Source organism: Janthinobacterium sp. PSPC1-1, from assembly GCF_049897625.1.
GTDB classification, from domain to species: Bacteria; Pseudomonadota; Gammaproteobacteria; order Burkholderiales; family Burkholderiaceae_D; genus Janthinobacterium; species Janthinobacterium tructae.
Genome location: NZ_JAFCWP010000001.1, coordinates 134499 through 158745 on the forward strand (window position 1 = coordinate 134499; position 24247 = coordinate 158745).

At 63.8% G+C, this 24247-nt stretch carries 26 protein-coding genes; 9 read left to right on the forward strand and 17 right to left on the reverse strand.

Annotated features, from left to right (window positions below; genetic code table 11):
- Positions 1 to 12: 12 nt before the first annotated feature.
- The 7 genes from ACP7EG_RS00635 to ACP7EG_RS00665 all read left to right on the forward strand — a co-directional run bounded on the left by ACP7EG_RS00635 (position 13) and on the right by ACP7EG_RS00665 (position 8314).
- Complete coding sequence (locus ACP7EG_RS00635) at positions 13 to 663, forward strand: flagellar basal body L-ring protein FlgH (protein WP_426086009.1); 651 nt, start codon at positions 13 to 15, stop codon at positions 661 to 663.
- A 2-nt stretch (positions 664 to 665) separates the two neighbouring features.
- Positions 666 to 1781, forward strand: a complete 1116-nt coding sequence (locus ACP7EG_RS00640; protein WP_096237493.1) for a flagellar basal body P-ring protein FlgI — start codon at positions 666 to 668, stop codon at positions 1779 to 1781.
- Positions 1782 to 1791: 10 nt separating this feature from the next.
- Positions 1792 to 2718, forward strand: coding sequence for a flagellar assembly peptidoglycan hydrolase FlgJ (gene flgJ, locus ACP7EG_RS00645; RefSeq protein WP_426086010.1), 927 nt, complete (start codon positions 1792 to 1794; stop codon positions 2716 to 2718).
- Between the two features lie 245 nt (positions 2719 to 2963).
- The gene (gene flgK / locus ACP7EG_RS00650) at positions 2964 to 4931 is read left to right on the forward strand and encodes a flagellar hook-associated protein FlgK (protein ID WP_426086011.1); all 1968 of its coding nucleotides are present in this window, start codon (positions 2964 to 2966) and stop codon (positions 4929 to 4931) included.
- 51 nt (positions 4932 to 4982) lie between these two features.
- A complete protein-coding gene (gene flgL / locus ACP7EG_RS00655; RefSeq protein WP_426086012.1) occupies positions 4983 to 6224 on the forward strand; it encodes a flagellar hook-associated protein FlgL in 1242 nt (413 codons plus the stop codon).
- Between the two features lie 329 nt (positions 6225 to 6553).
- A complete protein-coding gene (locus ACP7EG_RS00660; RefSeq protein WP_426086013.1) occupies positions 6554 to 7006 on the forward strand; it encodes a MarR family winged helix-turn-helix transcriptional regulator in 453 nt (150 codons plus the stop codon).
- 48 nt (positions 7007 to 7054) lie between these two features.
- Complete coding sequence (locus ACP7EG_RS00665; RefSeq protein ID WP_426086014.1) at positions 7055 to 8314, forward strand: MFS transporter; 1260 nt, start codon at positions 7055 to 7057, stop codon at positions 8312 to 8314.
- 9 nt (positions 8315 to 8323) lie between these two features.
- Here ACP7EG_RS00665 and ACP7EG_RS00670 read toward each other — a convergent pair whose 3' ends face one another.
- A complete protein-coding gene (locus ACP7EG_RS00670; RefSeq protein ID WP_426086015.1) occupies positions 8324 to 9226 on the reverse strand; it encodes a LysR family transcriptional regulator ArgP in 903 nt (300 codons plus the stop codon).
- 73 nt (positions 9227 to 9299) lie between these two features.
- Here ACP7EG_RS00670 and ACP7EG_RS00675 point away from each other — a divergent pair, with 73 nt between their 5' ends.
- Positions 9300 to 9944, forward strand: coding sequence for a LysE/ArgO family amino acid transporter (locus tag ACP7EG_RS00675; protein ID WP_426086017.1), 645 nt, complete (start codon positions 9300 to 9302; stop codon positions 9942 to 9944).
- 6 nt (positions 9945 to 9950) lie between these two features.
- Here ACP7EG_RS00675 and fliR read toward each other — a convergent pair whose 3' ends face one another.
- From fliR to fliF, 13 genes are all read right to left on the reverse strand, one after another.
- Positions 9951 to 10817 carry a flagellar biosynthetic protein FliR gene (gene fliR / locus ACP7EG_RS00680; RefSeq protein WP_426086018.1) on the reverse strand — a complete coding sequence of 289 codons (867 nt, stop codon included), beginning with the start codon at positions 10815 to 10817 and terminating at the stop codon, positions 9951 to 9953.
- Positions 10818 to 10833: 16 nt separating this feature from the next.
- Positions 10834 to 11103, reverse strand: coding sequence for a flagellar biosynthesis protein FliQ (gene fliQ, locus ACP7EG_RS00685; RefSeq protein ID WP_071075857.1), 270 nt, complete (start codon positions 11101 to 11103; stop codon positions 10834 to 10836).
- Positions 11104 to 11112: 9 nt separating this feature from the next.
- Positions 11113 to 11871 carry a flagellar type III secretion system pore protein FliP gene (fliP, locus tag ACP7EG_RS00690; protein ID WP_096238644.1) on the reverse strand — a complete coding sequence of 253 codons (759 nt, stop codon included), beginning with the start codon at positions 11869 to 11871 and terminating at the stop codon, positions 11113 to 11115.
- Positions 11872 to 11878: 7 nt separating this feature from the next.
- On the reverse strand, positions 11879 to 12457 hold the full coding sequence (fliO, locus tag ACP7EG_RS00695; protein ID WP_426086019.1) for a flagellar biosynthetic protein FliO: 579 nt from the start codon (positions 12455 to 12457) through the stop codon (positions 11879 to 11881).
- Positions 12454 to 12888 (reverse strand): flagellar motor switch protein FliN, encoded by a 435-nt coding sequence (gene fliN / locus ACP7EG_RS00700; protein ID WP_034754038.1) that lies wholly within the window; start codon positions 12886 to 12888, stop codon positions 12454 to 12456. Before fliN ends, fliO begins: the two co-directional genes overlap by 4 nt.
- Before the next feature lie 51 nt (positions 12889 to 12939).
- On the reverse strand, positions 12940 to 13926 hold the full coding sequence (gene fliM / locus ACP7EG_RS00705; protein WP_071075860.1) for a flagellar motor switch protein FliM: 987 nt from the start codon (positions 13924 to 13926) through the stop codon (positions 12940 to 12942).
- 6 nt (positions 13927 to 13932) lie between these two features.
- Positions 13933 to 14445, reverse strand: coding sequence for a flagellar basal body-associated protein FliL (gene fliL, locus ACP7EG_RS00710; protein ID WP_071075861.1), 513 nt, complete (start codon positions 14443 to 14445; stop codon positions 13933 to 13935).
- A gap of 186 nt (positions 14446 to 14631) precedes the next feature.
- Complete coding sequence (locus ACP7EG_RS00715) at positions 14632 to 15900, reverse strand: flagellar hook-length control protein FliK (RefSeq protein WP_426086020.1); 1269 nt, start codon at positions 15898 to 15900, stop codon at positions 14632 to 14634.
- A gap of 19 nt (positions 15901 to 15919) precedes the next feature.
- On the reverse strand, positions 15920 to 16360 hold the full coding sequence (gene fliJ, locus ACP7EG_RS00720) for a flagellar export protein FliJ (protein WP_426086021.1): 441 nt from the start codon (positions 16358 to 16360) through the stop codon (positions 15920 to 15922).
- Positions 16361 to 16392: 32 nt separating this feature from the next.
- Entirely contained in the window at positions 16393 to 17709 is a 1317-nt protein-coding gene (gene fliI / locus ACP7EG_RS00725) for a flagellar protein export ATPase FliI (RefSeq protein WP_243136568.1), read from the reverse strand.
- An 89-nt stretch (positions 17710 to 17798) separates the two neighbouring features.
- Complete coding sequence (locus ACP7EG_RS00730) at positions 17799 to 18512, reverse strand: flagellar assembly protein FliH (RefSeq protein ID WP_426087114.1); 714 nt, start codon at positions 18510 to 18512, stop codon at positions 17799 to 17801.
- 43 nt (positions 18513 to 18555) lie between these two features.
- Entirely contained in the window at positions 18556 to 19554 is a 999-nt protein-coding gene (gene fliG, locus ACP7EG_RS00735) for a flagellar motor switch protein FliG (RefSeq protein WP_071075865.1), read from the reverse strand.
- Entirely contained in the window at positions 19547 to 21262 is a 1716-nt protein-coding gene (gene fliF, locus ACP7EG_RS00740; RefSeq protein ID WP_426086022.1) for a flagellar basal-body MS-ring/collar protein FliF, read from the reverse strand. Before fliF ends, fliG begins: the two co-directional genes overlap by 8 nt.
- Before the next feature lie 322 nt (positions 21263 to 21584).
- Between fliF and fliE the strand changes: the two genes are divergently transcribed.
- Complete coding sequence (gene fliE, locus ACP7EG_RS00745; protein WP_243136536.1) at positions 21585 to 21887, forward strand: flagellar hook-basal body complex protein FliE; 303 nt, start codon at positions 21585 to 21587, stop codon at positions 21885 to 21887.
- A gap of 79 nt (positions 21888 to 21966) precedes the next feature.
- On the opposite strand, the gene ACP7EG_RS00750 is transcribed toward fliE, so the two are convergent.
- Genes ACP7EG_RS00750 through ACP7EG_RS00760 form a run of 3 tightly spaced genes read right to left on the reverse strand, consistent with a single transcriptional unit; the run spans position 21967 to position 24245 of the window.
- Positions 21967 to 22713 (reverse strand): flagellar brake protein, encoded by a 747-nt coding sequence (locus ACP7EG_RS00750; RefSeq protein ID WP_426086023.1) that lies wholly within the window; start codon positions 22711 to 22713, stop codon positions 21967 to 21969.
- Between the two features lie 25 nt (positions 22714 to 22738).
- Complete coding sequence (locus ACP7EG_RS00755; RefSeq protein ID WP_035821344.1) at positions 22739 to 23065, reverse strand: EscU/YscU/HrcU family type III secretion system export apparatus switch protein; 327 nt, start codon at positions 23063 to 23065, stop codon at positions 22739 to 22741.
- Positions 23058 to 24245, reverse strand: a complete 1188-nt coding sequence (locus tag ACP7EG_RS00760; protein WP_426086024.1) for a flagellar hook-length control protein FliK — start codon at positions 24243 to 24245, stop codon at positions 23058 to 23060. Before ACP7EG_RS00760 ends, ACP7EG_RS00755 begins: the two co-directional genes overlap by 8 nt.
- Positions 24246 to 24247: the final 2 nt, after the last annotated feature.

Consider the following 24247-nt stretch of genomic DNA (forward strand, 5'->3'; position numbering starts at 1 on the left):
CGGAGGTTCGCCATGCAATACCCCATCATCGCCCTGTTGTCCGCAGTCCTGTTGTCCGGCTGCGCCATCACGCCTACGTCCATCGTGCAATACCCGACCACCACGCGCGCGCCGATGCCGGAACCCGTGGTCGTCAACAACGGTTCCATCTACCAGCCGTCGACTTACCGTCCCGCCTTCGAAGACCGCCGCGCGCGCCACGTGGGCGACACCATGACGATCGCCATCACCGAGCGCACGAACGCCGTCAAGGCGGGCGCCAGCTCCGGCAACAAGTCGGGCAGCGTGGGCTTCAGTACGCCTGGTTTTGCCCAGGGCCGTTTAGGCGGCACCGTCTCGGCGAATGGCGCGACCAAGTTTGCGGATGGCGACAACCAGTCCGCCAGCAACACCTTTTCCGGCACGATCGGCGTGACGGTGATCGAGGTATTGCCAAACGGAAATCTTATCGTCGCCGGCGAAAAACAGATCGCCATGAACAAGGGCACGGAATTCATCCGCTTCTCGGGCATGGTCAATCCGGACACCATCGGCACGGGCAACGTCGTGGCCTCGACCCAGGTGGCCGACGCGCGCGTCGAATACCGCACCAACAGCCAGATCGACCGCGCCGAAATGGCCTCGATGGCCTCGCGCTTCTTCCTCAGCCTGCTGCCGTTCTGATCATGGCGACCTTGACTTTCCCCCGCCTTTTGCTCGCCTGCGGCCTGGCAGCCGCCATGCTGGCGCCCGTCGCCCAGGCGGAACGCCTGAAAGACCTGGCCAGCATCGCCGGCGTGCGCCAGAATCAGTTGATGGGCTATGGCCTCGTTGTCGGCCTCGACGGCAGCGGCGACCAGACCACGCAAACGCCGTTCACCATCCAGAGCGTGGCGGCGATGCTGCAGCAGCAAGGTATCAACTTGCCGCAAGGCACCAGTTTGCAGCTGAAAAACGTGGCCGCCGTGATGGTGACGACGTCCTTGCCCGCGTTTGCCCAGCCGGGCCAGATGCTCGACGTGACCGTGTCGTCGATGGGCAATGCGAAAAGCTTGCGCGGCGGCACCTTATTGATGACGCCATTGAAGGGCGCCGACGGCCAGGTGTACGGCATGGCGCAGGGCAATGTACTGGTGGGCGGCGTGGGCGCGCAGGCGGCCGGCAGCTCCATCGTCATCAATCACCTGAGCGTGGGGCGCATCTCGGGCGGCGCCACCGTCGAGCGCACTGTGCCCTCGGTGCTGGGCGCCAACAACACCATACGCCTGGAATTGAATGCCACCGATTTCGCCACCGCCAGCCGCGTGGTCGACGCCATCAACAGCCGCTACGGCGCCGGCACGGCCGCCGCGCTGGACGGGCGCGTGATTCAGGTGCAGTCGCCGGGCAGCAGCGACCAGCGCGTGACCTTCCTGGGCCAGCTGGAAAGCATCGAAGTCAATCCGGCCCGCCTGGCGGCCAAGGTCATCATGAATGCGCGCACCGGTTCCGTCGTGATGAACCAGTCCGTGACGCTGGAAACATGTGCCATTTCGCACGGCAACCTGTCCGTCACCATCAATGTCGAGCCGCAGGTGAGCCAGCCGGCACCCTTGTCGGGCGGGCGCACGGTGGTCACGCAGACGGCACAGATCGATATCAAGAAGGAACCGGGCAAGGTCATGCTGGTCAAGGGTGGCGCTTCGCTGTCCGACGTGGTGAAAGCCTTGAACGCCATCGGCGCCTCGCCGCAAGACTTGCTGGCCATCCTGCAGGCGATGAAGGCGGCCGGTTCGCTGCGCGCCGAACTCGAAATCATTTGATGGGCACGCCATGATCAGCCAAACCGACCTCAGCAATACCGCCGCCTACGACGTCAAGGGCATGGATGGCTTGCGCCAGTCCGCCAAGGCGAAGGACCCTGCCGCCCTGAAAGAGGCGGCCACGCAATTTGAAGCCATGTTCATCAACATGATGATGAAAAGCATGCGTGACGCCTCGCCGCAGGACGGCATCATGGATAGCCAGCAAAGCAAGATGTATACCTCGATGCTGGATCAGCAGACGAGCCAGAACCTGGCCAAGCGGGGCACGGGCCTGGCGGACGTGCTGATCCGCCAGCTGTCGTCCTCGAACCAGGCGCTGGCCGCCGATGGCGCCGAAGCGCCGTCGCCCCGCTCGTCGAGCATGACGCAGGCGCTGGCTGCCTTCCGCCAGCAGCAAGGCGCGCTGACCGACGGCGCGGCCAGTGCCACCGCCACGGGCAAGACCCTGAGCGAGAAGGCCAATGCCACGCAGGCGCCGCATGTGCGCGCCTTCCAGGAAAAGCTGGGTGTACATGCGGAAGAAGCCAGCCGCGCCACCGGCATCCCGGCCAAGTTCATGCTGGGCCAGGCAGCGCTGGAGACGGGCTGGGGCAAGCGCGAAATCATCGCCCGCGACGGCAGCAGCAGCCACAACCTGTTCGGCATCAAGGCATCCAGCGACTGGAAGGGCAAGGTCACGGAAGCCGTCACCACGGAATATGTGAATGGCAAGGCGCAGCGCAAGGTGGAGAAATTCCGTGCCTATGACAGCTACGCGGACAGCTTCAAGGATTACGCGCAGTTGATTACAAACAACAAGCGCTACGAAAAAGTGCTGGCCAGCGCGGGCGACGCCAGCACGTTTGCCCAGGGCTTGCAAAAGGCTGGCTACGCGACGGACCCGAATTACGCTGCCAAACTGACAAAAATCATCAAGCATTCGCTGGTCGGCTAAGTAGGTCGTGGGAAATTATTGTGAAGTTATGACGAACAGAAGCGGATGCGCTGCAAGGCGCCCGTTGCGACGCAGTGCAGGCACTGCTAGCAGCGGGTAACGCCGCAGAGCGCCGGTTATGAAAGTCAGAAATTACAATAATTTATTGCGACCTACAGACCCTGCCGTACCCCTGTGCAGGCCGCGCACTTCAAGTTTTCGCCGCGGCTGCCGTAAATACATGTGACGGTAACCAATAAGACACCATGACTTCGAATCTACTCAGCATCGGTAAGAGCGGTTTGCTTGCAGCGCAGGTGGGCCTGTCGACGACCGGGCATAACATCACGAATGCGAATGTACCCGGCTACAATCGCCAGACGGTGCTGCAGCAGACTTCGCAGTCGAACTTTGCCGGCTATGGCTTCGTCGGCACGGGCACGGAAGTGTCGCAGATCAAGCGCCAGTACGACAGCTTCATGGGCACCCAGGTCAATGCCGCACAAAGCGCCACCAGCGCGCTCGACAGCTATTACACGCAGATCAGCCAGATCGACAACTTGCTGGCCGACCCCACGGCGGGCCTGTCGCCCGCCATGCAGGATTTCTTCAAGGGCGTGCAGGACTTCAGCGCCAATCCGTCTTCGGTCGCCTCGCGCCAGGCGTTGCTGTCGAGCGCCGGCTCGCTCGCTTCCCGTTTCCAGGGCTTGAGCGCGCGCCTGACGGAGATCGGCGACGGCGTCAATTCGCAGATCACGTCGAATGTGACGGTGATTAATACCTACGCCAAGCAGCTCGCCGAGCTGAACAAGTCGATTTCCCAGTTGTCGGTCGATGCCAGCAACCAGCCCAACGATCTGCTGGACCAGCGCGACCAGCTGATCACGGAATTGAACAAGTATGTCAAGGCGACGGTGCAACCCGCTGCCAACAATACCGTCACCATTTCCATCGGCGCGGGCCAGCCGCTGGTGGTGGCGGATCGCAGCTTCGCGCTGGCGGCCACGCCTTCGCGGACGGACCCGAACCGCATCGAGGTGGGCTATGTCACGGGCAATACCGTCAGCGTACTGCCGGACAGCTCCCTGACCGGCGGCTCGCTGGGCGGCTTGCTGGAATTTCGCAGCGGCACCCTGGACAATGTGCAGAACTCGCTGGGCAAGGTGGCCATCGCGCTGGCGAGCACCTTCAACGACCAGCACAAGCTGGGCCAGGACTTGAATGGCGCCATGGGCGGCGACTTTTTCAAGATACCCGACCCCGTGATCGGCGCCGATCGCGGCAACAACGCCAGCAGCACCACCGTGCTGTCGGCCAAGGTCAGCGACCCCACCAAGCTGACGGCCAGCGATTACAGCCTGAATTACGATGGCAGCAACTATGTGGTGACGCGCGAATCGGACGGCGCGCACACCATCATCAATCCGTACCCGCAAACGGCGCCGCAAACCATCGACGGCGTCGATTTCTCGATCTCGGGCACGGCCGCCCAAGGCGACAACTACGTCATCAAACCGACGGCGAATGGTGCGGCGGGCCTGGCCGTGCTGATCACCGACCGCAACAAGATTGCCGCTGGGGCCCCCATCGCCACCTCGGCGCCGGTGGCCAATACGGGCACGGGCAAGCTCAGCGCCGGCTCCGTCGACAAGGCCTACCTGACCCCGGGCAATGCCCTGACGGGGCCCGTGACCTTGACCTACGACAAGGCGACTACCTCGCTGACGGGTTTCCCGGCCGGCCAGGCGGTGACGGTCAAGGGCGTGAATGGCGCCACCACCACCTATCCGGCCGGTACGGCGAGCATCCCGTATGCGGAAGGCGACAACTTCAGCTTTGGCGGCATCAATGTCAGCATGACGGGCACGCCGGCGCAGGGCGATACCTTCACGATCAAGCCCAATACGGGCGGCGTGGGCGACAACCGCAATGCCGCGCTGCTGGCGGGCTTGCAGACGAAGAACATCCTCGATGGCGGCAATGCCACGTTCCAGGGCTCGTATGCGCAAACCGTCAGCTTCGTGGGCAACAAGACACGCGAAGTACAGGTCAGCGGCCTGGCCAGCCTGGCCTTGCTGCAGCAGGTCAGCACGCAGCAGCAGGCCGTCTCCGGCGTCAACCTCGATGAAGAGGCGGCCAACCTGCTGCGTTACCAGCAGTCCTACCAGGCGTGCGGCAAGGTCATGCAGATCGCCAGCACCCTGTTCGACGTAGTCATCGGCCTGGGACGTTAATCAATTTTTGCCGCGACTTAGCGCGCGGCGGCTTTCTGGAAGGGCAGCATCATGCGCATCAGCACACGAATGATTTATGACCAGGGCAGTTCGCAGCTGAACAATCTGCAGGGTGCCCTGAACCGTACGCAGATGCAGCTGTCGGCGAACCGCCGCAACCTGACGCCTGCCGACGATCCGATCGCCTCGGCGCGCGCGCTGGAAGTGACGCAGTCGCAATCGATCAATACGCAGTTCGTGACGAACCGTTCGAATGCGAAGAATTTCCTGTCACAGGAAGAGCTGGCGCTGGCCAGCACGGGTTCACTGATTGCGGACGTGAAAGATCTGGTCGTCAAGGCCGGCAATCCCGCGCTGAAAGACGTCGACCGCGAAACCCTGGCGAGGGAACTGGAAGGGCGGCTGACCGACTTGCTGGGCATCGCCAACACGGCCGACGGCGCCGGTGGCTACCTGTTTTCCGGCTATAAATCCACCACCCAGCCATTCAGCCAGACGCCGACGGGCGCCACCTATGTGGGCGACCAGGGCCAGCGCGAATTGCAGGTGGGCTCGGCGCGCTACCTGGCGACCAGCGATTCCGGCGCCACCGTCTTTGAAAACAACCTGACCGGCAACGGCAAGTTCACCACGGCCGCCGCCAGCGGCAACTTCACGCGCGGCGGTTCCGGCATCGTTTCCGGTGGCACGGTGACGGACCCGACGGCATTGACGGGACATAAATATTCCATTGACTTCAAGGTCGCGGGCACGGGCACCGCTGCCGTCACCACGTATACCATCACCGACGCCACCTTGGGCCAGACGGTGCCGAATCCCGCCGTGCCCATCCCCTACAAGAGCGGCGACACCATCACCTTCGACGGCCAGCAAGTGAATGTCACGGGCAAGCCGGCCGACCTGGACAGCTTTACGCTGGAGCCGAGCGCCAAGGAATCGCTGTTTACCACCGTGAAAAACCTGATCGGCGTGCTGCGCCAGACGACCACTGGCGATGCGGGCCAGGCGCGCCTGACGAATGGCTTGAACGCGGCCCACAATATACTCGACACGGCCTACGACAATGTGCTGTCGGTGCGCACCGAAGTGGGCGCGCGCATGAAGGAGCTCGATTATCTCGACAGCGCAGGCGACGACCTCGACCTCCAGTACGCCACCACCCTGTCGGACCTGCAAGACCTGGACATGGTGAAAGCCATTTCCACCTTCACCCAGCAGCAGGTGACCCTGCAGGCGGCGCAGAAAACGTTCACCTCGATCTCGGGCCTGTCGCTGTTCAATTACATCAGCTAAGAGCCTATCCCAGTAGATGAATACATCCCCTGCTGGCGCCCCTCAGAAGCGGGGACGGCGTTGCTCGTCGTCGCGTGGCTCGCCACGCGTCCTCCTCACGCCTTGTCCGCGCTCCTGATGAGCTGCCAGCAGAAGACGCTCCCTACTGGGATAGGCTCTAAGCGCTCGATATCGGCTCGATGACCGGCAAGCCGGGGCCGGGAGAATACCTCCCGCCCCGGCTTTTTTACGGGCGCAAAATGGCCGTCTTGATAATATATGCAGGCAAACTGCGCAGTCTGCCTGTCTATCTGTTATACTGATGGCCGTTGATCCACTCCACGGCTAGCATGAGCACCCCACAAGAAGAACACAACGATCACGAGCACGTGCTGCAACTGGCCGGCGAATTACGTATCCTGGTCGGCAAGCTGCGCCGCCGCCTGCGCGAAGAAGCGCATCTGGGCGATGTCAGCATGTCGCAGGCATCCGTGCTGAGCCGCCTCGAGCGCGATGGCCCGGCCACCGCCAGCAGCCTGGCGCGCGCCGAAGGCATGCGGCCCCAGTCGATGGCCGCCACCGTGCAAGCGTTGACGCAAGCGCGCATGGTGACGGGCTCGCCCGACCCGGCGGATGGCCGGCAGACGCTATTGACCCTGACGGACAGTTGCCGCACCTGGATCGCGGCCAGCCGCGCCGCGCGCGAAGACTGGCTGGCGCGCACCATTGAAACCCGGCTCACGCCGGACGAAGTCACCGAACTGAACCATGCGGTGGCCTTACTCAAACGCTTGGCGCAGTGATCCGCTGAGTTTTCCACCACGACCCCGGCAAGGAGCCCGCACGCCCAGATGAACAACACCTTCCGTTCGCTACGCATTCCCAATTACCGTATCTGGGCCGGCGGCGCCCTGGTGTCGAATATTGGCACCTGGATGCAGCGCACGGCGCAGGATTGGCTGGTGCTGAGCGAATTGACGCAGCACAATGCCAGCGCCGTCGGTATTGTGATGGCCTTGCAATTCGGCCCGCAACTGCTGTTGCTACCCCTGACGGGCATGGCAGCCGACTTGCTCGACCGCAGGAAATTGCTGCTGTGCACGCAGGCGGCCATGGGCTTGCTGGCGCTGGGACTCGGGATCTTGTGCATCAGCGGCCTGGTACAACTGTGGCATGTGTATGTGTTTGCTTTCCTGCTGGGCTGCGTGACGGCCTTCGATTCGCCCGTGCGCCAGACGTTTGTTGCCGAAATCGTCGGTGAGGAAGACCTGACGAATGCCGTGGCGCTCAATTCCACCTCGTTCAATGCGGCGCGCATGCTGGGCCCCGCGGTAGCTGGGCTGCTGATCAGCAGTGTCGGCAGTGGCTGGGTCTTCATCATCAACGCCGTCTCGTTTGCCGCCGTGATCGGTTCGCTGTTGCTGCTGCGCGTGCAATTGCTGCGCCGCGCACCGCGTATCAAGGCCACGCGCGCCAGCCTGGGCGAGGGTTTCCGCTACGTGCGCCAGCGGCCCGACCTGATGGCCATCCTGCTGATGCTATTCCTGATCGGCACCTTCGGCTTGAATTTCCCGATTTTCCTCTCGACCATGTCGGTCACAGCCTTCCATGCGGGCGCCGGCCAGTATGGCGTGCTCAGTTCCATCATGGCGTGCGGCTCCGTGGCCGGCGCCCTGCTGGCGGCGGGCCGTGGCCAGCCTACGCTGGCCTTGCTGCTGGGGGCGGCGGCGCTGTTCGGCCTGGCCTGCGCGCTGGCTGCCGTGATGCCCAATTATTGGCTGTTCGGCATGATGCTGGTGGTCATCGGCATCGCCGCGCAAACGTTTACCACCAGCGTCAACAGCAGCGTGCAACTGTCGACGGCGCCCGCCATGCGGGGCCGCGTGATGGCCATCCTGCTGGCCATCTCGGCAGGCGGCACGCCGCTGGGCGCGCCCATCGTGGGCTGGGTGGCCGACACCTTCGGCCCGCGCTGGGCGCTGGGCATCGGCGCCCTGTCGGGCCTGGCGGCGGCGCTGGTCGGCGTGCGCTACCTGGTCAAACATCACCAGTTGCGTTTGAATGTCGATGTGCGGCGCTGGCGCTTCGCGTTCAGCAGCGACCAGCCCTGAGCCTGGCAATCAGGGCGGCAGCAGGCCCGTGCGGGCGGCAGCCAGGATGGCTGCGCTCAAACCGTCGAGCAGGCCGGACGCGGCGCGTGCCGTGTGCCAGTGCAGGGGCACATCCAGGGGCGTAGCGGGCAGCAGTTCGACCAGGCTGCCATTGTCAAGATTAGGCTGGATCAGTGCCTGCGGATGCAGTCCCCAGCCCATACCGGCCAGGCCGGCCGTGACGAAGGCGTGCGGCGAGGGCAGGGCATGGCGCGGCAATTCCACATGCCGGTGGCACAGGCGCCGCACCCAGCGCGATTGCAGCTCGTCCTTGGCATTGAACACGAGGCTGGGTGCCAGCGCCAGGCTGGCGGCGCCCACGCCGTGGGCAAAATACCGCTGCAGGAAGGCGGGACTGGCGGCCGCCAGGTAGCGCATGGCGCCCAGCGGGCGGCTGTTGCAGCCCGATGCGGGCCGGGCCATGGCGCTGACGGCGGCCAGCACGGTGCCGCTGCGCAGCCACTCGGCCGTATGGTCCTGGTCGTCAACGGCCACTTGCAGCAGCACCGGGTGCCCGGCGGCGAAGGCGGCGATGGCGGGCGCCAGCCAGGTGGCCAGGCTGTCGGCATTCACGGCGACGGGCACGCTGGCGCGCGACACGCCCAGTGCTGCCTGCGCCAGCGCCGGCAAGTTGCCCTGCAAATCCTGTTCGAGCAGTTGCACCTGGTCCACGTGCTGGCACAAGCGCCGGCCCGTTTCCGTGGCGCGGCAAGGCTGATCGCGTATCACCAGCGCGCAACCGACGCGCTCTTCCAGCAGGCGGATGCGCTGCGAAATGGCCGATGGCGTCACATGCAAGGCGCGCGCCGCGCGCTCGAAACTGCCTTCGCGGATGACGGCGGCCAGGGCGCCCAGGGCGGCATAGTCGAGCATGGATGAAGTTTTCCTTAAGTAGCGGTAGAAAAGGTAGTTTGCCTTCATTGCTTGCAGCTGGCAAGATCGCCGCATGACACTCTCCGCCACCACCCCACTCGTTTTTTCCGTCTTTTTCCAGGGCATGACCCTGGGCCTGGGACTCATCGTTGCCATCGGCTCGCAAAATGCCTTTGTCTTGCGGCAAGGCCTGCGCCGCGAACACGTGGGCGCCATCGTGCTGTTTTGCGCGCTGGCCGACGCGGCGCTGATTGCCGCCGGCGTGCTGGGCATGGCCAGTGCGCTGGGGCAGCGCCCCTTGCTGGCCAGCGCGCTGGCGCTGGGTGGTGCCGCTTTCCTGGCCGTCTACGGTTGGCAAGCGCTGCTGCGCGCCCGCCGGCCGCAGCAGTTGCGCGCCGCCGAGGGAGGTGCCGGACTGGGACTGGGCGCCGTGCTGGCCCAGGCGGCGGCATTTACCTTGCTTAACCCGCATGTGTATCTGGATACGGTATTGCTGGTGGGAAGTATTGGCGCCCAGCAACCGGGCGCGCTGCGCGGCTGCTTCATCGCCGGCGCCAGCGCGGCCAGCCTGCTGTGGTTTGCCTCGCTGGGCTATGGCGCACGCTGGCTGGCGCCGTGGTTTGCGCGGCCCCGCGCCTGGCAAGTGCTCGATGGCTTGATCGGCGTCACCATGTTCGTGCTGTCGGCGCTGCTGCTGCGCCACGCGCTGGGCGGCTAGCCCTGATCAGCGCGCCGCCGGCAGCGGAGCCGGAGCAGGCGGCGCCGGGCGCAAGGGATTCGGCGGCGCGGGCGGCGGTGGCCGGTCGCGCGTGGCAAAGCCGCGCGGCAGCAAACGCGCCGTTTCTATGCCGCGCAGGAACATGTTCTGGAAGGGCGTGGCCAGGTAGGGCAGGACCATGCTGATCACCAGCAAGCCCACGCCCAGGGTGACGGGGAAGCCGATACCGAAAATGTTCAGCTGCGGCGCGGCCCGCGTCAAAATGCCCAGCGCCACGTTGGTCAGCAGCAGGGCGGCGATGATGGGCAGCGAAATCTGCAGGCCGGAGCGGAAGATTTCCCCGCCCCAGGCCGCCAATTGCTGGAAACCGCCGCCGCTGATGGGACTCGATGAAATGGGCAGGCTGACAAAGCTTTCCGCCAGCGCCGCCAGCAAGACCAGGTGGCCGTTGACTGTCAAAAACATCAAGGTGGCCAGCATGACGAGGAACTGGCTGATGGCGGAAGATCTGCCCTTGGTTTGCGGGTCGAAGAACGAGGCGAAGCCCAGGCCCATGGTGAGACTACTGAGTTCGCCCGCCATTTCGACGGCGGAAAACACGATGCGGATGGAAAAGCCCATGGCCAGGCCCACCAGCATCTCTTGCGTCAGGATCAGCAAGCCGGGCAAGGACATCGGGTTGACAGCGGGCAAGGCCGGCACGGTGGGAGCGATGATCATGGCCAGCAGCGCGCCCAGGGTCACCTTGACGCTGGCCGGCACGGCAGCATTGCCGAACAGGGGCGCGGCCGCGATCAGGCCGAGGATGCGGCTAAGCGGCCACAGCAGTGCTGCGATCCACGTGTTCAGTTCGATGCTCGACAGGGTCAGCATGGCAATGGTGGCTGCACTAACCCACCAGGTTCGGAATGCCGGTAAATACCTGGCGCATATAGTCGAGCATGACGGACAGCATCCACGGACCGGCCACGACGAGGGCGACAAAGATGCCGACCAGCTTGGGGATGAAAGACAGGGTCGATTCGTTGATCTGCGTGGCCGCCTGGAAAATACTCACGATCAAGCCGATGATGAGGGCGACGAGCAGCATGGGCGCGGCCACCATCAGGGTGACTTCCATCGCATGGCGGCCCAGGGTCATGACGCTTTCGGGTGTCATCGTTTTCCCCTAGTAAAAACTCTGAGACAAGGAGCCCAGCAGCAATTGCCAGCCATCGACCAGCACGAACAGCATCAGCTTGAACGGCAGCGAGATCGTCGCCGGCGACATCATCATCATACCCATCGACATCAGCACGCTGGCGACCACCATGTCGATGATCAAAAACGGGATGAAGATGGCAAAGCCGATCTGGAATGCCGTCTTCAGTTCGCTGGTGACGAAGGCGGGCACGAGGATGCGCAGCGGCACGTCTTCCGGGCCTTGCAGGGCCGGCGAGCGCGACATCTTGGCAAACAGGGCCAGGTCGGCCTGGCGCGTCTGCTTGAGCATGAAGGTTTTCAGGGGATCGACGCCCTTGTCCATGGCCTGCTGCATGCTGATCTTGTTTTCCTGGTAAGGAAGATAGGCATCCGTATAAATCTTGTCGAACACGGGGCCCATGACGAACAGGGTCAGGAACAGGGCGAGCCCCACCAGCACCTGGTTCGGCGGCGCCGATTGCGTGCCGATGGCTTGGCGCAGCAGGGACAGCACGATGATGATGCGCGTAAAGCAGGTCATCATCAGGAGGGCCGCCGGCAGGAAGGTGAGCGACGTCATCAGGATGAGCGTCTGCACCGGCAGTGAGTAATTCTGTCCGCCGCCCGGCGCCGGCGTGCTGTTGAAGGCCGGGATACCCGGCTGGGCCATGGCCCACAGCGGCAAGGCCAGGGCGGCCGCCGCCAGCAGCCAGGTCAGGGGAGTCTTTACGTTGGACCACGCCATCTGCTGCTTATTTCCCATTGCGTTTTTCGATGGTCTGTTTCAGCCACTCGGAAAAATTGGCGGCTGCGGGGCCGTTTTGCGTCGTTGCCAGTTGCGGCAACTCGCCTTCCTGGCGCGGCATGGTAGCCAGCGCGTTGATGCGGCCGGGCGAGGCGCCGACGACGATCCACTGGTCGGCCACTTCGACGAGGACGATGCGTTCGCGTCCGCCCAGATTGAGCGAACTGACGACGCGCATCTTGTTGTTGCCGCCCATGACTTTAGGGCCATAGCGCTTCATGAACCAGGCCAGGCCGATCAGCAGGGCCAGCACGAACACCAGCGCGAAGATGGTTTGCAGCAAGCTGCCGGCCGAGCTCGTCGGTGCCATCGTCATGGGCGCGCCCGCCGGCATGGCGGGCAGGGCGGCGGCAGGGGCGGGTGCCGCTGCAGCGGGTTTTTCAGATGCAACTTCGGCAGTTGCGCTGGGCGCCGCCGTTTCGGCCGGGACCGAAGCTGGTACGGGAGCCGAAGCGGGCGCCGCCAGCGCAATGCTGCATGCCGCCATGAGCGGCAGCACGGTGGAAATCAACAGGCCAGGCTTCATTTATTCAATTTTCGGATGCGTTCGGAAGGCGTGATGATGTCGGTCAGGCGGATACCAAACTTGTCATTCACCACCACCACTTCGCCCTGGGCGATCAGGCAGCCGTTCACCAGTACGTCCATCGGTTCGCCCGCCAGGCCGTCAAGCTCGACCACGGAACCCTGTGCCAGTTGCAGCAGGTTCTTGATGGCGATCTTGGTGCGGCCCAGTTCGACTGTCAGCTGCACGGGGATATCGAGGATGAAATCGATATCGTTGTGCGTTTCCGACTTCGACGCCTGCTTGGAAAAGTCCTTGAACACGGCGGCGCTGGCCGCGCTGGCCGTATTGGCGGCCTGGTTTTGCAGCGCTTCGGCTTCCGCCTTGGCCTGCTCGGCAATGGCCGCGCCCCAATCGTCTTCCGCGCTTTGGTCGTCTTGGTTGTCAGACATGTGTTTCTCCTGTTGTACAGATACGGACCGCAACGCGGCCCGGGTAGTTATTTAGTGATTATTCATGTTATCGGAATTTGCCAATAACTTTTCAACCTTCAGCGCATATTGTCCGTTCAACACGCCATATGTGCAATCCATCACGGGCACGCCGTCGACGGTGGCGGCGATCAGTTCGGGAATATTGAGCGGAATGATGTCGCCCACCTTCATGTTCAAAATCTCGTCGAACGAGACGCGCGCCGTGCCCAGCGACGCCACCAGTTCGACTTCGGCGATCTGGATCTGCTGCGTCATGAGGCGGATCCAGCGCTTGTCCACTTCCAGCGCTTCGCCCTGCAGGCTGGAGGTCAGCGAATCGCGGATCGGCTCGATCATCGAGTACGGCATGCAGAAGTGGATTTGTCCGGAAACGGAGCCCAGTTCCACCGTAAACGTCGAGGCGACGACGACCTCGTTCGGCGTGGCGATGTTGGCGAACTGCGTGTTCATTTCCGAGCGGATATATTCGAACTCGACGGGGAAGACCGGTTCCCACGACTTGGTATAGGCTTCAAAGACGATGTCGAGGATGCGCAAGATGATGCGCTGCTCCGTCTGCGTAAAGTCGCGTCCTTCGACACGCGTATGAAAACGTCCGTCGCCGCCAAACAGATTGTCGACCAGCAGGAACACCAGACCCGGATCGAAGACCATCAGGGCCGTGCCGCGCAGCGGCTTCATGTGCACCAGGTTCAGATTGGTCGGCACCACCAGGTTGCGGATGAACTCGCTGTATTTCGAGACGCGCACGGAACCCACCGACACTTCGGCACTGCGGCGCAGGAAGTTGAACAGGCCCACGCGCAGCAGGCGGGCGAAACGCTCGTTGATAATTTCCAACGTTGGCATCCGGCCGCGCACGATGCGCTCCTGGGTTGCCAGGTTGTAGGTACGAACTCCCGTGACATCTTCCGGCGCCTGCGCGTCGTCCTGGTCTCCGTTGACGCCCTTCAGAAGGGCATCGACTTCTTCCTGGGAGAGGAAATTATCGGCCATGGCTGCTTATTGAATGATGAATGCGGTAAATAATACGTCCGTCACGTCCTGCTCCGGCCCTTTGTCCTCGAACGGCTGGTTCACCTGATTGATGATTTCGGCCGCCAGTTGCTGCTTGCCTTCCACGGTATTGAGTTCGGATGCCTTCTTGCCGGACAGCAGCAGCAGCAAGCGGCTGCGCACTTTCGGCATGTTGACCTTGATCAAGTCCATTTCTTCCGCGCTGCTGGCCTGCAAGGTAAACGCGATCTGCAGGTATTGTTCGCCATTTTCCGGCTGCAAGTTGACGGTGAAGGAGTCGATGGGCACGAAGACGGGCGGACCGGCCTTGGACGCGGCATGTTTTTTCTTGCTGGGCGCCGCTTCTTCTTTATCGGCCTTGCCATGCAGGAAGTACCAGGCTGCACCGCCACCGATGCCGCCAGCCACCAGCACCGAGGCCAGCACGATGATCAGAAGCTTCTTTTTCGAGGCGCCGGGGGGGGCCAGGCCTGCATCTGCTTTCGGATCTGCTTTCATTTTTGGATTTGCTTTCAATGGTACACGAGTGCATGGAAGTGGATCACGACGCCATTATGTCATTATCGGCAAATTCTGCGCAGAAGGATGCAGTGAAAAGAGGGCGGAAGCGCCCTCAACTCGCTGTTTTTATACGAAAAGTTACTCCCTGGGGCGCGTCTGGGGCCTGCGGCCGATGAATTGGCCTCAGGCAAAGGTATCCACGGCACTCAGGCTGGGCCGGCTGCGTCCGCCCGCCGCCGGCGCAATGGCGATCTCGCCACCGGAGACGCTGCCGCCCTGGCCATTGCCGCGGCGTTCGCCCGAGGCGGCACGCTCGCCATTGTTTTGCTGTTCCGGCGTGCCGGCCGAGACGGTGGCGCTGCCGAAGGCGATACCCGCTTCGCTCATCATCTCGCGCAGGCGAGGCATGGCCGCTTCCAGCGCCTGGCGTACTTCGGGCTGGGCCGACATGAAGGCGGCATCGGCCTGGTCATTGGTGACCGTCAGGACCACTTGCACAGGCCCCAGGTCGGGCGGATTCAGGGTCAGGGTGGCGCTCTGGTCGCCACCGGCCGCCATCCACACGACTTTCTGCCCCAGTTGCTGATCCCAGGCCGGCGTGCCGACCCGGCCCGTCAGCTTGTCTGCCGGCACGGCCATAGCGGCGGCGGCCTGCTGCAGCGCGCCTGGCTGCAGCTGGGCCGCCAAGCGGCTCAGGTCGGCAGGTGCTTCCTTGATGATCGCTTCGCTCACGGCGCTGCCAGCCTTGGCCGTGGCCGCCAGCTGCGCGTCGATGGCCAGCTTGCCCGGCTCGGCCTTGCCGCTCGGTACGCTGCTGCCTTGTGTGGTGGCCGCCTTGCCCTGGGCCAGGCCCAGGCTGTCGGCAAAGTCGCCGCTGTCGGCTTGCGCGATAACGGTGGCGGCGGCCTTGCCGCCGCCCTGGCCGGCTGCCAGCAAGGCCCCTGTTGCCAGGTTCTTGCCGTCGGCCTTGAGGCTGGCGCGCGCGGGCAGTTCCGGCGCGGCCTTGGCCGCTGGCGGCTGGATGGCCAGCTGGATGCTGCCCACCAGGGCCAGCATCTCGGCGGCAGGATCGGCCGGCGGCGGAACTGTCGCGGCGGGCACGCTGGCCTCGGCCGTGGCGCTGTCGCTGGTGGCGGGCGCCTCGCTGGCGGGCGCGGATGGCTGTTCCTTGTTGGCGGCCGGTTCGGTGTTCGCGTGCGCCGGCGTCGTGTCCTTGGCCGGCGCCTGGGTGGGCGCCTGCGTCGCGGCAGGGCTGGCAGGGCGGGCTGCCGCCGATGCTTGTCCTTGCGCTTGCTCCATATTGCGGCTGGTCTGGCGTTGCTCGATCTGGCGGTTCAGGGTGCGCTGGAAGTCGCCCGCGGTGCTGCTGGTGGGCGCCTGGCTGCGGTTGGCGGCGCCCGGCGTGGCGTTCGGCGAGATAATCTGGGAAATCGGTGTTGGCTGGGTTTGCATGATGCTGCCTCAGTGTTGCTTAGCGTTTGTAATAGGCTTGTCGCGCCGCGTGCTCATCCATTGCTTTCTGGTCGCGCTTGTTTTCCAGCTTCAGCGCCTGTTCCTGCGCCCGGTTATTCAGGGTGGTGTACGACATGCGCTTGCGTTCGGCCAGTTGCCAGCGCATCTTTTCATTCTCGCTGCGCGCTTGCGCATGCTCGACCACTTGCTGCTGGCCCTGGATGGCGCTGTCGAGCTTGACCATGAAGGCCTGGAAATTGCGGTAAGCCATGGGCGTGATGCCGCTGCTCATGCTCGCCTCGAAGCGCTGGGCATAATCGTCGCGGTAGCCGGACAGCATGTCGAGCTTCTGGCGGCAATCGTCGAGCGCTTTCAGGGCCGCGCCCAGGCGCTTGGCGCAATCATCCGTTTCGCGCTGGGCAAGGTCGATCAGGGTTGCAAGTTGGGAAGGAGAAGCCATGCCTGATTATATTCCCGCCATGCAAGCCCTAATCAGTCGAATAGAGCGGTAAGTTGCCCCAAGCTCTCGTCCATGCTGACCCGCTCGGTGATTTGCTGTTGCAAAAACGCCTCGATCTTTTCATGCAGGGCGATGGCCTGGTCCAGTACGGGGTCGGTGCCGGCGCTGTAGGCGCCCACGCTGATCAGGTCGCGGCTGCGTTCATAGCGCGAATATAGCTGTTTCAGCTTGCGCGCCTGCTGCTGGTGTTCATGCGTGGTGATTGAGTGGGCGGCGCGCGAAATCGATTGCTCGATGTCAATGGCGGGATAATGGCCCGCCTCGGCCAGGCGCCGGTTCAGCACGATATGGCCATCGAGAATCGCGCGCGCCGAGTCGGCGATCGGGTCCTGCTGGTCATCGCCCTCGGTCAGCACGGTATAGAAGGCGGTGATCGAGCCGCCGCCTTCCTCGCCATTGCCGGCCCGTTCCACCAGCACGGGCAGCTTGGCGAAGACGGACGGCGGATAACCCTTGGTGGCAGGCGGTTCGCCGATGGCCAGGGCGATTTCGCGCTGCGCCATGGCGTAGCGGGTCAGCGAATCCATGATCAGCAGCACGTTTTGCCCCTGGTCGCGGAAATACTCGGCAATCGCCGTCGCATACGCGGCGCCCTGCAGGCGCATCAGCGGCGGCGTGTCGGCCGGCGCCGCCACGACGACGGAGCGGGCCAGACCTTCCGCACCGAGGATTTGCTCGATGAATTCCTTCACTTCGCGTCCCCGTTCGCCGATCAGGCCGACGACGATCACGTCCGCTTCCGTGTAGCGGGCCATCATGCCCAGCAGCACGCTCTTGCCCACGCCGGAACCGGCGAACAGGCCCATGCGCTGGCCGCGGCCGACGGTCAGCATGGCATTGATCGAGCGCACGCCCACGTCCAGCGTGGTCACGATGGGCGCGCGGCCCAGTGGATTGGCGGGACGCACGTTGATGGGGGCGCTGTCCGTCGTGAGCAGGGGGCCGAGCTGGTCGAGCGGGCGGCCCGCGCCATCGAGCACGCGACCCAGCAGTTGCGGTCCCACGGGCAGATGGCGCGCGCGGTCGCTGGGGCGGCGGCGCGGATGCGCCACGCTGCCGGGACGGGGGATGGCCGGTTCGACGGAAAACACGCGCGTGCCGGGCACGATGCCTTCGACGTCGCTTTGCGGCATCAAAAACAGGCGCTCGCCTTCAAAGCCCACGACTTCCGCCTCGACCCGCCCGCCATTCGGCAGCGGCACGGTGCAGGCGGCGCCGACGGCCAGGCGCAGGCCCACCGCTTCCATCACCAGGCCGGCCACGCGCGTGACCCGGCCCGATATTTGCATCGGTTCCACAAAGCCGACCACGGCCGAACAGTCGCTCAGGTAGGCGCGCCAGCGCCCCGCATGGGCTTGCGGGCCTTTGACGGACTCGCTCACGGCGCCAGCCAGTCCAGGTCCTTGCCCAGCGCATGCGTCAGGCGCTGCCAGCGGGTGGAGCTTTGCGCATCGATCTGGTTGCTGGCCGTGTCGATCTTGCAGCCGCCGCGTTCCACGGACGGGTCTTCGATGACCCTCCAGCCACCCTTGTCGAGCTCATCGCCGATGCCGTCGCGCACTACTTGCGCATCTTCCGGATTGAGCATCAGCAAGGCCGGTTGTTGCAGCACAGGCAAATATTCGATGGCTTCGCGCACCAGCGGCAGCATCAGCTCGGGGCGCACGGGCAAGGCCGTCTTCAGCATGGCCTTGGCCAGTTGCAAGGCCAGTTCCATGACGTCGTTGGCGATCAGTTCATCGGCCTGGTGCACGGCCGTGCCGAAGTCGACGGCGATGGTTTGCAGATGCGCCAGTTCCACGCCGGACGCCGCCTTGCCTTCCGCATATGACTGCGCATGGCCGTCGGCATGTCCGGCCGCGTGGCCTTCCGCATAGCCGGCGGCGCGGCCCTCATCGAAGGCCGTGGCGCGCGCTTCTTCGCGGATGGCGTCGAGTTCTTCCTGCGTCGGGTATTCCAGCGGCGCGGCCTGCTCTTCTTCCGACAGTTCGCCGTATGGATCCATTTCCGGGTCGAATTCGGGTTCAGGATCGGGTTCGAGCAGCTTGCGCGCCGCCACCACGCTGGGACGCTCGTCGCCAAACGAGGTCATTTCCCAGCGCTGGTAAGCGGTTTGTTGCTCTTTGGGTATTAAATTAGACAAACGAATCCTCGCCTTTTCCACCCAGTACTATCTGCCCTTCGTCCGCCAGGCGGCGCACGATTTGCAGGATCTGTTTCTGTTGCGATTCCACTTCCGACAGGCGCACGGGGCCTTTCGACTCCAGGTCTTCGCGCATCATCTCGCCGGCACGCTGCGACATGTTCTTGAAGATCTTGTCGCGCAGCTCTTGCGAGGCGCCTTTCAGGGCGATGATCAGCATTTCCGACTGCACTTCGCGCAGCAGCAGCTGGATGCCGCGGTCGTCGATGTCGATCACGTTGTCGAACACGAACATTTCGTCCATGATCTTTTGCGCCATGTCGTTGTCGTAGTTCTTGATATTGTCCATGACGGAGCCTTCCTGCTCGCCGCTCATGAAGTTGAGGATCTCGGCCGCCGCGCGCACGCCGCCCAGCGACGATTTCTTGATGTTTTCGTTACCCGACAGCAGTTTCGTCAGCACATCGTTGAGTTCGCGCAAGGCGGCCGGCTGCACGCCGTCCAGGGTGGCGATGCGCAGCACCACGTCGTTGCGCAGGCGGTCCGTGAAATGGCCGAGGATTTCGCACGCCTGGTCGCGTTCCAGGTGGACCAGGATGGTGGCGATGATCTGCGGGTGTTCGTTGCGGATCAGCTCGGACACGGATTGCGAATCCATCCATTTCAGCGATTCGATGCCGGACGCATCCTTGCCGCCCAGGATGCGCGACAGCAGCACGGACGCCTTGTCGTCGCCCAGCGCCTTGGTCAGCACTTGCCGGATGTATTCGTCCGAATCGAGGCCGACGGTGGAATTGAGTTCCGTCTGCGCACGGAAGTCGTCGAGCACCTCGACCACCTGTTCGTGCGCGATGCCCTTCATGGTGGCCATGGCGGCGCCCAGTTTCAGCACTTCGCGCGGGCCGAGGAATTTCATGACCTCGGCCGCTTCGCTCTCGCCCAGTGCCAGCATCAGGATCGATGCTTTTTGCAGTCCCGTTGTCTCACTCATTATTGCCTATCCATGCTTTGATTACGTTGGCCACCACGCGTGGGTCGTCCTGTGCCAGTTTCCTCGCCATCGCCAGGTTTTCGCGATAACCGCGGGCCGTATCTTCTTCCAGTTCTTCCAGCTCCGCTTCGCTGAGCAGGACTTCGCTTTCTGCGCCGTCCTTGGCCAGTTCCGGCTCGATGACGGGCGGTGGCGCGCCGAAATCGTCGATCTTGCGCATCACGGGGCGCAGCATCGGGCGCACGATCTTGATGAAGATATACAGCAGGATCAGGGCAGTGATGAGGAACTTCGCCAGTTCCTTGGCCAGCGGCAAGTTGGCCGGGTCGCGCCACCACTCCAGCTTGCCTTCCGGCGCGCGGTCGATGCCGTCGAAGGGCGAGTTGGCCACGCTGAAGCTGTCGCCGCGCTCCTTGTTGTAGCCCATCGCTTCCTTGACCAGGTTATTGATCTGCACCATTTCGGCAGGCGAAATCGGCTTGACCGTGACCTTGCCATCCTTGTCGAAGCTGCGGCGGTAGTTGACGACGACGGCCACCGACAGGCGGCGCAAGCCGCCCATGGATTTCTGCTCGTAGCGCACGGTCTTGTCAACTTCGTAATTTGTCGTCGATTCCTTCTGGCTCGGTGCCGTCGCTGCGCCGGCCGGTGCGCCTGGCGCTTCGGCCGTCAACGGCGCCGTGGCGACGCCTGGCGGCTGGTTCGACAGGGCGCCCGGCACGCCGGACGGGTTGGCATTGCCAGCGCCCGTCGATTCGCTCGTTTGCTGGCTGCGGATGGTGGACGCTTCCGGCGGCGAGTTCGGCTTGTAGGTTTCGGCCGCCTGCTCGCTTTGCGAGAAATCCACGTCGGCCGTCGCTTCGGCGCGCACATTGCCTTCGCCGACGATGGGCAGCAAGATCGATTCGACTTGCTTGATCACGCTTTGCTGCAACTGCTGCACGTACTTTAACTGGTTCGGGTCCAGGCTCTTGATGCCGTTGGCGCGGTCCTTGTCCTTTTCCTGGTTCGACAGCAAGGTGCCGGCCTGGTCGACCACGGTGACATTGACTGGAAGCAATTCCGGCACGCTGGACGCCACCAGGTGCACGATGGCGCTTACCTGCAATTGGTCGAGGCCGCGGCCCGGATGCAGGTTCAGCAGCACGGAAGCCGTGGGTTTTTGCTGCTCGCGCACGAAGACGGACGGCTTGGGCAGGGCCAGGTGGACGCGCGCCGTGTCGACGGCGGACACCGATTCGATCGATTTCGCCAGTTCGCCTTCGAGGGCGCGCTGGAAATTGACCTGTTCCAGAAACTGCGAGACGCCCAGCTTCTGGTTTTCCATCAGCTCGAAGCCCACGTTGCCGCCCTTCGGCAAGCCTTGCGCGGCCAGTTTCAGGCGCGCATCGTGGACTTGCTCGGTGGGCACGAGAATGGCGCCGCCGCCTTCGGAAAACTTGTGCTTGATGCCCAGCTGGTCCAGCGATGCGGTGATGGCGCCGCCGTCGCGGTCCGTATAATTGGAAAACAGGACCTTGTACTCGGGTGGCTGGTTCCACATGTACAGGGCCACGCCGATGGCAATCAGTGCGGCCACACCCAGGCCGCGCAGGAAATTCTTGCCCATCGGCGTCTTGGCGAACGCTTGCACGGACTCCACGGGCGAGCGGGCAGGCGCCGGTTCCGGCGGTATGCGGTTCACATCGATTTCTTCGGCTACAGCCATGATTGCCTTCCAGGGCGTGTGGTTTGACGGGTGTTGGGTGGTGCGTGGGGGCCGCTTCCTCGGGAGGAGGGGCGATATGCAGAATTATCCGCCACTGTCACGCGCTTCAATCGTCCAAACAGAAGGCGCTTTTGCCGCCTGCTCGGCCGAGCGGCTGGCGTTGGCGCTGGTATTGTGGAACCCTGGCAACATGTGATGGAAGTTATTGTACCCGTCGTTGCCTTGCAAACCAGGGTTTTGTTCTCTGGGTACAACAAGGAGTAGACCAGAATCGGGAGGCAAAGTGAAAACAGGCGGTATCGATAGCAGCAGGATCGAGGCGATGATCGCGCAACTGAAGTCGGCGGCCACGCGGCCGGAGGCGAAAATACCAGCGATCCAGACGGAAATGCCGGCAGCGAAGGTGAATTTTGCCGACGCCTTCAAGAGCGCGCTGGACTCCGTGAGCAGTTCGCAACAGGCTTCGTCGGCGATGGGCCAGCGCTTTACCATGGGTGACGAAAAGGTCAGCCTGTCGGATGTGATGGTGTCGATGCAAAAGTCGAGCATCGAATTCCAGGCGACGGTGCAGGTGCGCAATAAATTAGTGTCGGCGTATCACGAGATCATGAATATGCAGGTTTAACTCATGATAACCCCAAGCGCAAGGGCCGGGGTCGGACCCTCAGGGTCCGACCCCAGTCTTCGTTTTGGGTTAACTATGATCAGCCCAACCCAGCCATGCGCGCATTCCTCTCCCGCTCCAGCCGCGTGATATAGCGCTGCACGTGCGCCAGCATGCTGCGCGGCAGGTCGACGAACTGGCAGCCCAGGCGGCGGTTCAGCTTGTTGTTCAGCAGGGTCATGTCCAGCGAATTGCGAATTTGCAAGGTGGCGGTGACGATGCCGACGTCAGGCAAGTCGATGCGGCAACCGGGATAGTCCCTGCCGATGGTCTCGCCCAGTATCAGCTTATTGTCCAGGATGGCGATGCCGCCGCAGCTGATGTCGGCCAGCGGAAACGGGGCATCGGCGCCGCCCAGCGAGGGCGGCAGGGGAATCGAGACGCGCACGGGATTGCTCACGGGCGTGGTCATGCGGTAATACTCGCGCCGCTGCAGGCGGATCAATGTTTCTGGAATGGCAATTTTCAAGGCGGGAGTACCGCCGTAATTGCACTCTTGCACCTGGGCACTGGCAAACAGGATGCGGATCTTGTCGAGCGACGTTTCAAACGAGATGCCCTTGGCGGCCAGCATGCGCCGGTTCTGGTCGTTGTTCACGGAACGGTCGAGGATGACGGTATTGTGGTCGGCATCGACTTCCAGGATGGAGGTGACGCACACATCGGATTCACCGTGGATCAGCATGCGGATCAGCTGGTTCTTTTCGCTGATGCTGCGCAGCAAGGCGATGATTTCCCGCCGCGATTCCACTTCAAAGTCATGCCAGTTTTCGAGGCCGGAATCCATAATATGTGCTTGCATTGATGCCTGTCTATGTATCAGTGAGGTTGACGCTGGTGTCGGGCGGCGGCGGGATGGGTCCGCCATTCGCAGATTCAATATGATATAACCAGGCCAGCAGTTCCGCAATCGCCCGATACAGGCCGGGCGGAATCTGGCGGTCCAGGTCGACATCCATCAGCAGCGCCACCAATTCTTTCGATTCATGCACGAAGACGCCGTGTTCGCGCGCCGTGCTGATGATCTGGTCCGCGATCAGGCCGCTGCCCTTGGCCACCACCTTGGGCGCTGGCGTGCCGCTCTGGTAGGCCAGGGCGACGGCCGTCTGCGGCACCTTGCGCTTGGTGTCGTCAAGCATCATCTGCTTCCGCTGGCTCGGCCGCCTGCGGCTTGCCGGCGATCGTCAATGACGACAGGGGCCAGCCGGCGGCGTCCAGCGACGCTTCCAGCCGCGCCGCATGCTGGCGCAAGGTATCGGCGCTGGCCTCGCTGCCGGCCTGCAGCTGGATGGCCACCCGGCCGCCCTGCAAGACCACGTGCGCGGCCAGGTCGCCCAGCAGGGGAAACTGGAAGCGCACATTGCTGCGCCAGGCCGTCGCTTCTTCGTCGCCCTGCGTGCCAGCGTGCTGCTGTCCTTCCGGCGCATCCTGGCTGATATCCCACTGCATCTTCTGGCCGGGCCAGGCTTCGCCCTGCCACTGCACGCGCGCCTGTTCGTGCGTATGCAGCTGTAAATTGATCAGCTGCGCCGAGGCCAGGTCGGTGCCCGTCCTGGGCGTCTCGCCCGGCGCGGCCTTTTGCATTTGCGGTTCCAGCAGCAGCGAGGCCAGCGGGCGCTTGCCTTCGGCCCATTCGGCCACGTGCGATTCATAGAACAGGCCGCTGCTGCCGACCGTGTCGCGCAGCTTTTGCGCCACCTGGGCCGGATCGGCTCCCGGCGCGGCCATCAGCGGCGTCTTGCCGACCAGCGCCAGGGGGGCGCCGGGCACGCTTTCAGCCTGGCTGAGTACGCTGCTGATGGCGCGCGCGGTGGTGCTCAGTTCCGGTGCCGGTGTATCGCCTGCCAGGGCGGGCAGCAAGTTGGTCGGCGTCAGGGGGGCGCGGCTGAGCAGGGTGGCGGCCGTGCTGCTGGCGCGCATGCCGGCCTGGGCAGCGCCGGTCTGGGGACCGCGCGCTTCCAAGGCGTCGGGTTCGGCCTCCGCGTCGGCATACGTCAGCAGGGCGCTGGCGGGCTGGTCGCGGTGATTGCCGATTTGAAAGGAGGGACGGGGATTGATGCCGATCAAGGTCAGGGGAATCTCGGTGCCCAGCTGGGCGCCTGCGGGCAGCTGCATGCGGGCCGGCGTGCCGGCCACGCGCACCAGGTAGCTGCCATCGCCCATGCGCGCCATTACCTGGCCCTGCATGGATTTGCCGATCAGTCCCTGCAGCGAGCGCTGGAACTCGGCCTGGCGCGGGTCGGCGACGGCGTCGGCCGGGCGCGCGCCCTTGACCGGGGTCAGGGGCGGCATGCCGATGGCATCCATCTTCGGCAACATGG

Bases quoted from the DNA above. Each gene is read 5' to 3' on its own strand.
- ACP7EG_RS00635 (WP_426086009.1), top strand. From the start codon at position 13: ATGCAATACCCCATCATCGCCCTGTTGTCCGCAGTCCTGTTGTCCGGC.
- ACP7EG_RS00640 (WP_096237493.1), top strand. From the start codon at position 666: ATGGCGACCTTGACTTTCCCCCGCCTTTTGCTCGCCTGCGGCCTGGCA.
- flgJ (WP_426086010.1), top strand. From the start codon at position 1,792: ATGATCAGCCAAACCGACCTCAGCAATACCGCCGCCTACGACGTCAAG.
- flgK (WP_426086011.1), top strand. From the start codon at position 2,964: ATGACTTCGAATCTACTCAGCATCGGTAAGAGCGGTTTGCTTGCAGCG.
- flgL (WP_426086012.1), top strand. From the start codon at position 4,983: ATGCGCATCAGCACACGAATGATTTATGACCAGGGCAGTTCGCAGCTG.
- ACP7EG_RS00660 (WP_426086013.1), top strand. From the start codon at position 6,554: ATGAGCACCCCACAAGAAGAACACAACGATCACGAGCACGTGCTGCAA.
- ACP7EG_RS00665 (WP_426086014.1), top strand. From the start codon at position 7,055: ATGAACAACACCTTCCGTTCGCTACGCATTCCCAATTACCGTATCTGG.
- ACP7EG_RS00670 (WP_426086015.1), bottom strand. From the start codon at position 9,226: ATGCTCGACTATGCCGCCCTGGGCGCCCTGGCCGCCGTCATCCGCGAA.
- ACP7EG_RS00675 (WP_426086017.1), top strand. From the start codon at position 9,300: ATGACACTCTCCGCCACCACCCCACTCGTTTTTTCCGTCTTTTTCCAG.
- fliR (WP_426086018.1), bottom strand. From the start codon at position 10,817: ATGCTGACCCTGTCGAGCATCGAACTGAACACGTGGATCGCAGCACTG.
- fliQ (WP_071075857.1), bottom strand. From the start codon at position 11,103: ATGACACCCGAAAGCGTCATGACCCTGGGCCGCCATGCGATGGAAGTC.
- fliP (WP_096238644.1), bottom strand. From the start codon at position 11,871: ATGGCGTGGTCCAACGTAAAGACTCCCCTGACCTGGCTGCTGGCGGCG.
- fliO (WP_426086019.1), bottom strand. From the start codon at position 12,457: ATGAAGCCTGGCCTGTTGATTTCCACCGTGCTGCCGCTCATGGCGGCA.
- fliN (WP_034754038.1), bottom strand. From the start codon at position 12,888: ATGTCTGACAACCAAGACGACCAAAGCGCGGAAGACGATTGGGGCGCG.
- fliM (WP_071075860.1), bottom strand. From the start codon at position 13,926: ATGGCCGATAATTTCCTCTCCCAGGAAGAAGTCGATGCCCTTCTGAAG.
- fliL (WP_071075861.1), bottom strand. From the start codon at position 14,445: ATGAAAGCAGATCCGAAAGCAGATGCAGGCCTGGCCCCCCCCGGCGCC.
- ACP7EG_RS00715 (WP_426086020.1), bottom strand. From the start codon at position 15,900: ATGCAAACCCAGCCAACACCGATTTCCCAGATTATCTCGCCGAACGCC.
- fliJ (WP_426086021.1), bottom strand. From the start codon at position 16,360: ATGGCTTCTCCTTCCCAACTTGCAACCCTGATCGACCTTGCCCAGCGC.
- fliI (WP_243136568.1), bottom strand. From the start codon at position 17,709: ATGCAAATATCGGGCCGGGTCACGCGCGTGGCCGGCCTGGTGATGGAA.
- ACP7EG_RS00730 (WP_426087114.1), bottom strand. From the start codon at position 18,512: ATGACCTCGTTTGGCGACGAGCGTCCCAGCGTGGTGGCGGCGCGCAAG.
- fliG (WP_071075865.1), bottom strand. From the start codon at position 19,554: ATGAGTGAGACAACGGGACTGCAAAAAGCATCGATCCTGATGCTGGCA.
- fliF (WP_426086022.1), bottom strand. From the start codon at position 21,262: ATGGCTGTAGCCGAAGAAATCGATGTGAACCGCATACCGCCGGAACCG.
- fliE (WP_243136536.1), top strand. From the start codon at position 21,585: ATGATCGCGCAACTGAAGTCGGCGGCCACGCGGCCGGAGGCGAAAATA.
- ACP7EG_RS00750 (WP_426086023.1), bottom strand. From the start codon at position 22,713: ATGGATTCCGGCCTCGAAAACTGGCATGACTTTGAAGTGGAATCGCGG.
- ACP7EG_RS00755 (WP_035821344.1), bottom strand. From the start codon at position 23,065: ATGCTTGACGACACCAAGCGCAAGGTGCCGCAGACGGCCGTCGCCCTG.
- ACP7EG_RS00760 (WP_426086024.1), bottom strand. From the start codon at position 24,245: ATGTTGCCGAAGATGGATGCCATCGGCATGCCGCCCCTGACCCCGGTC.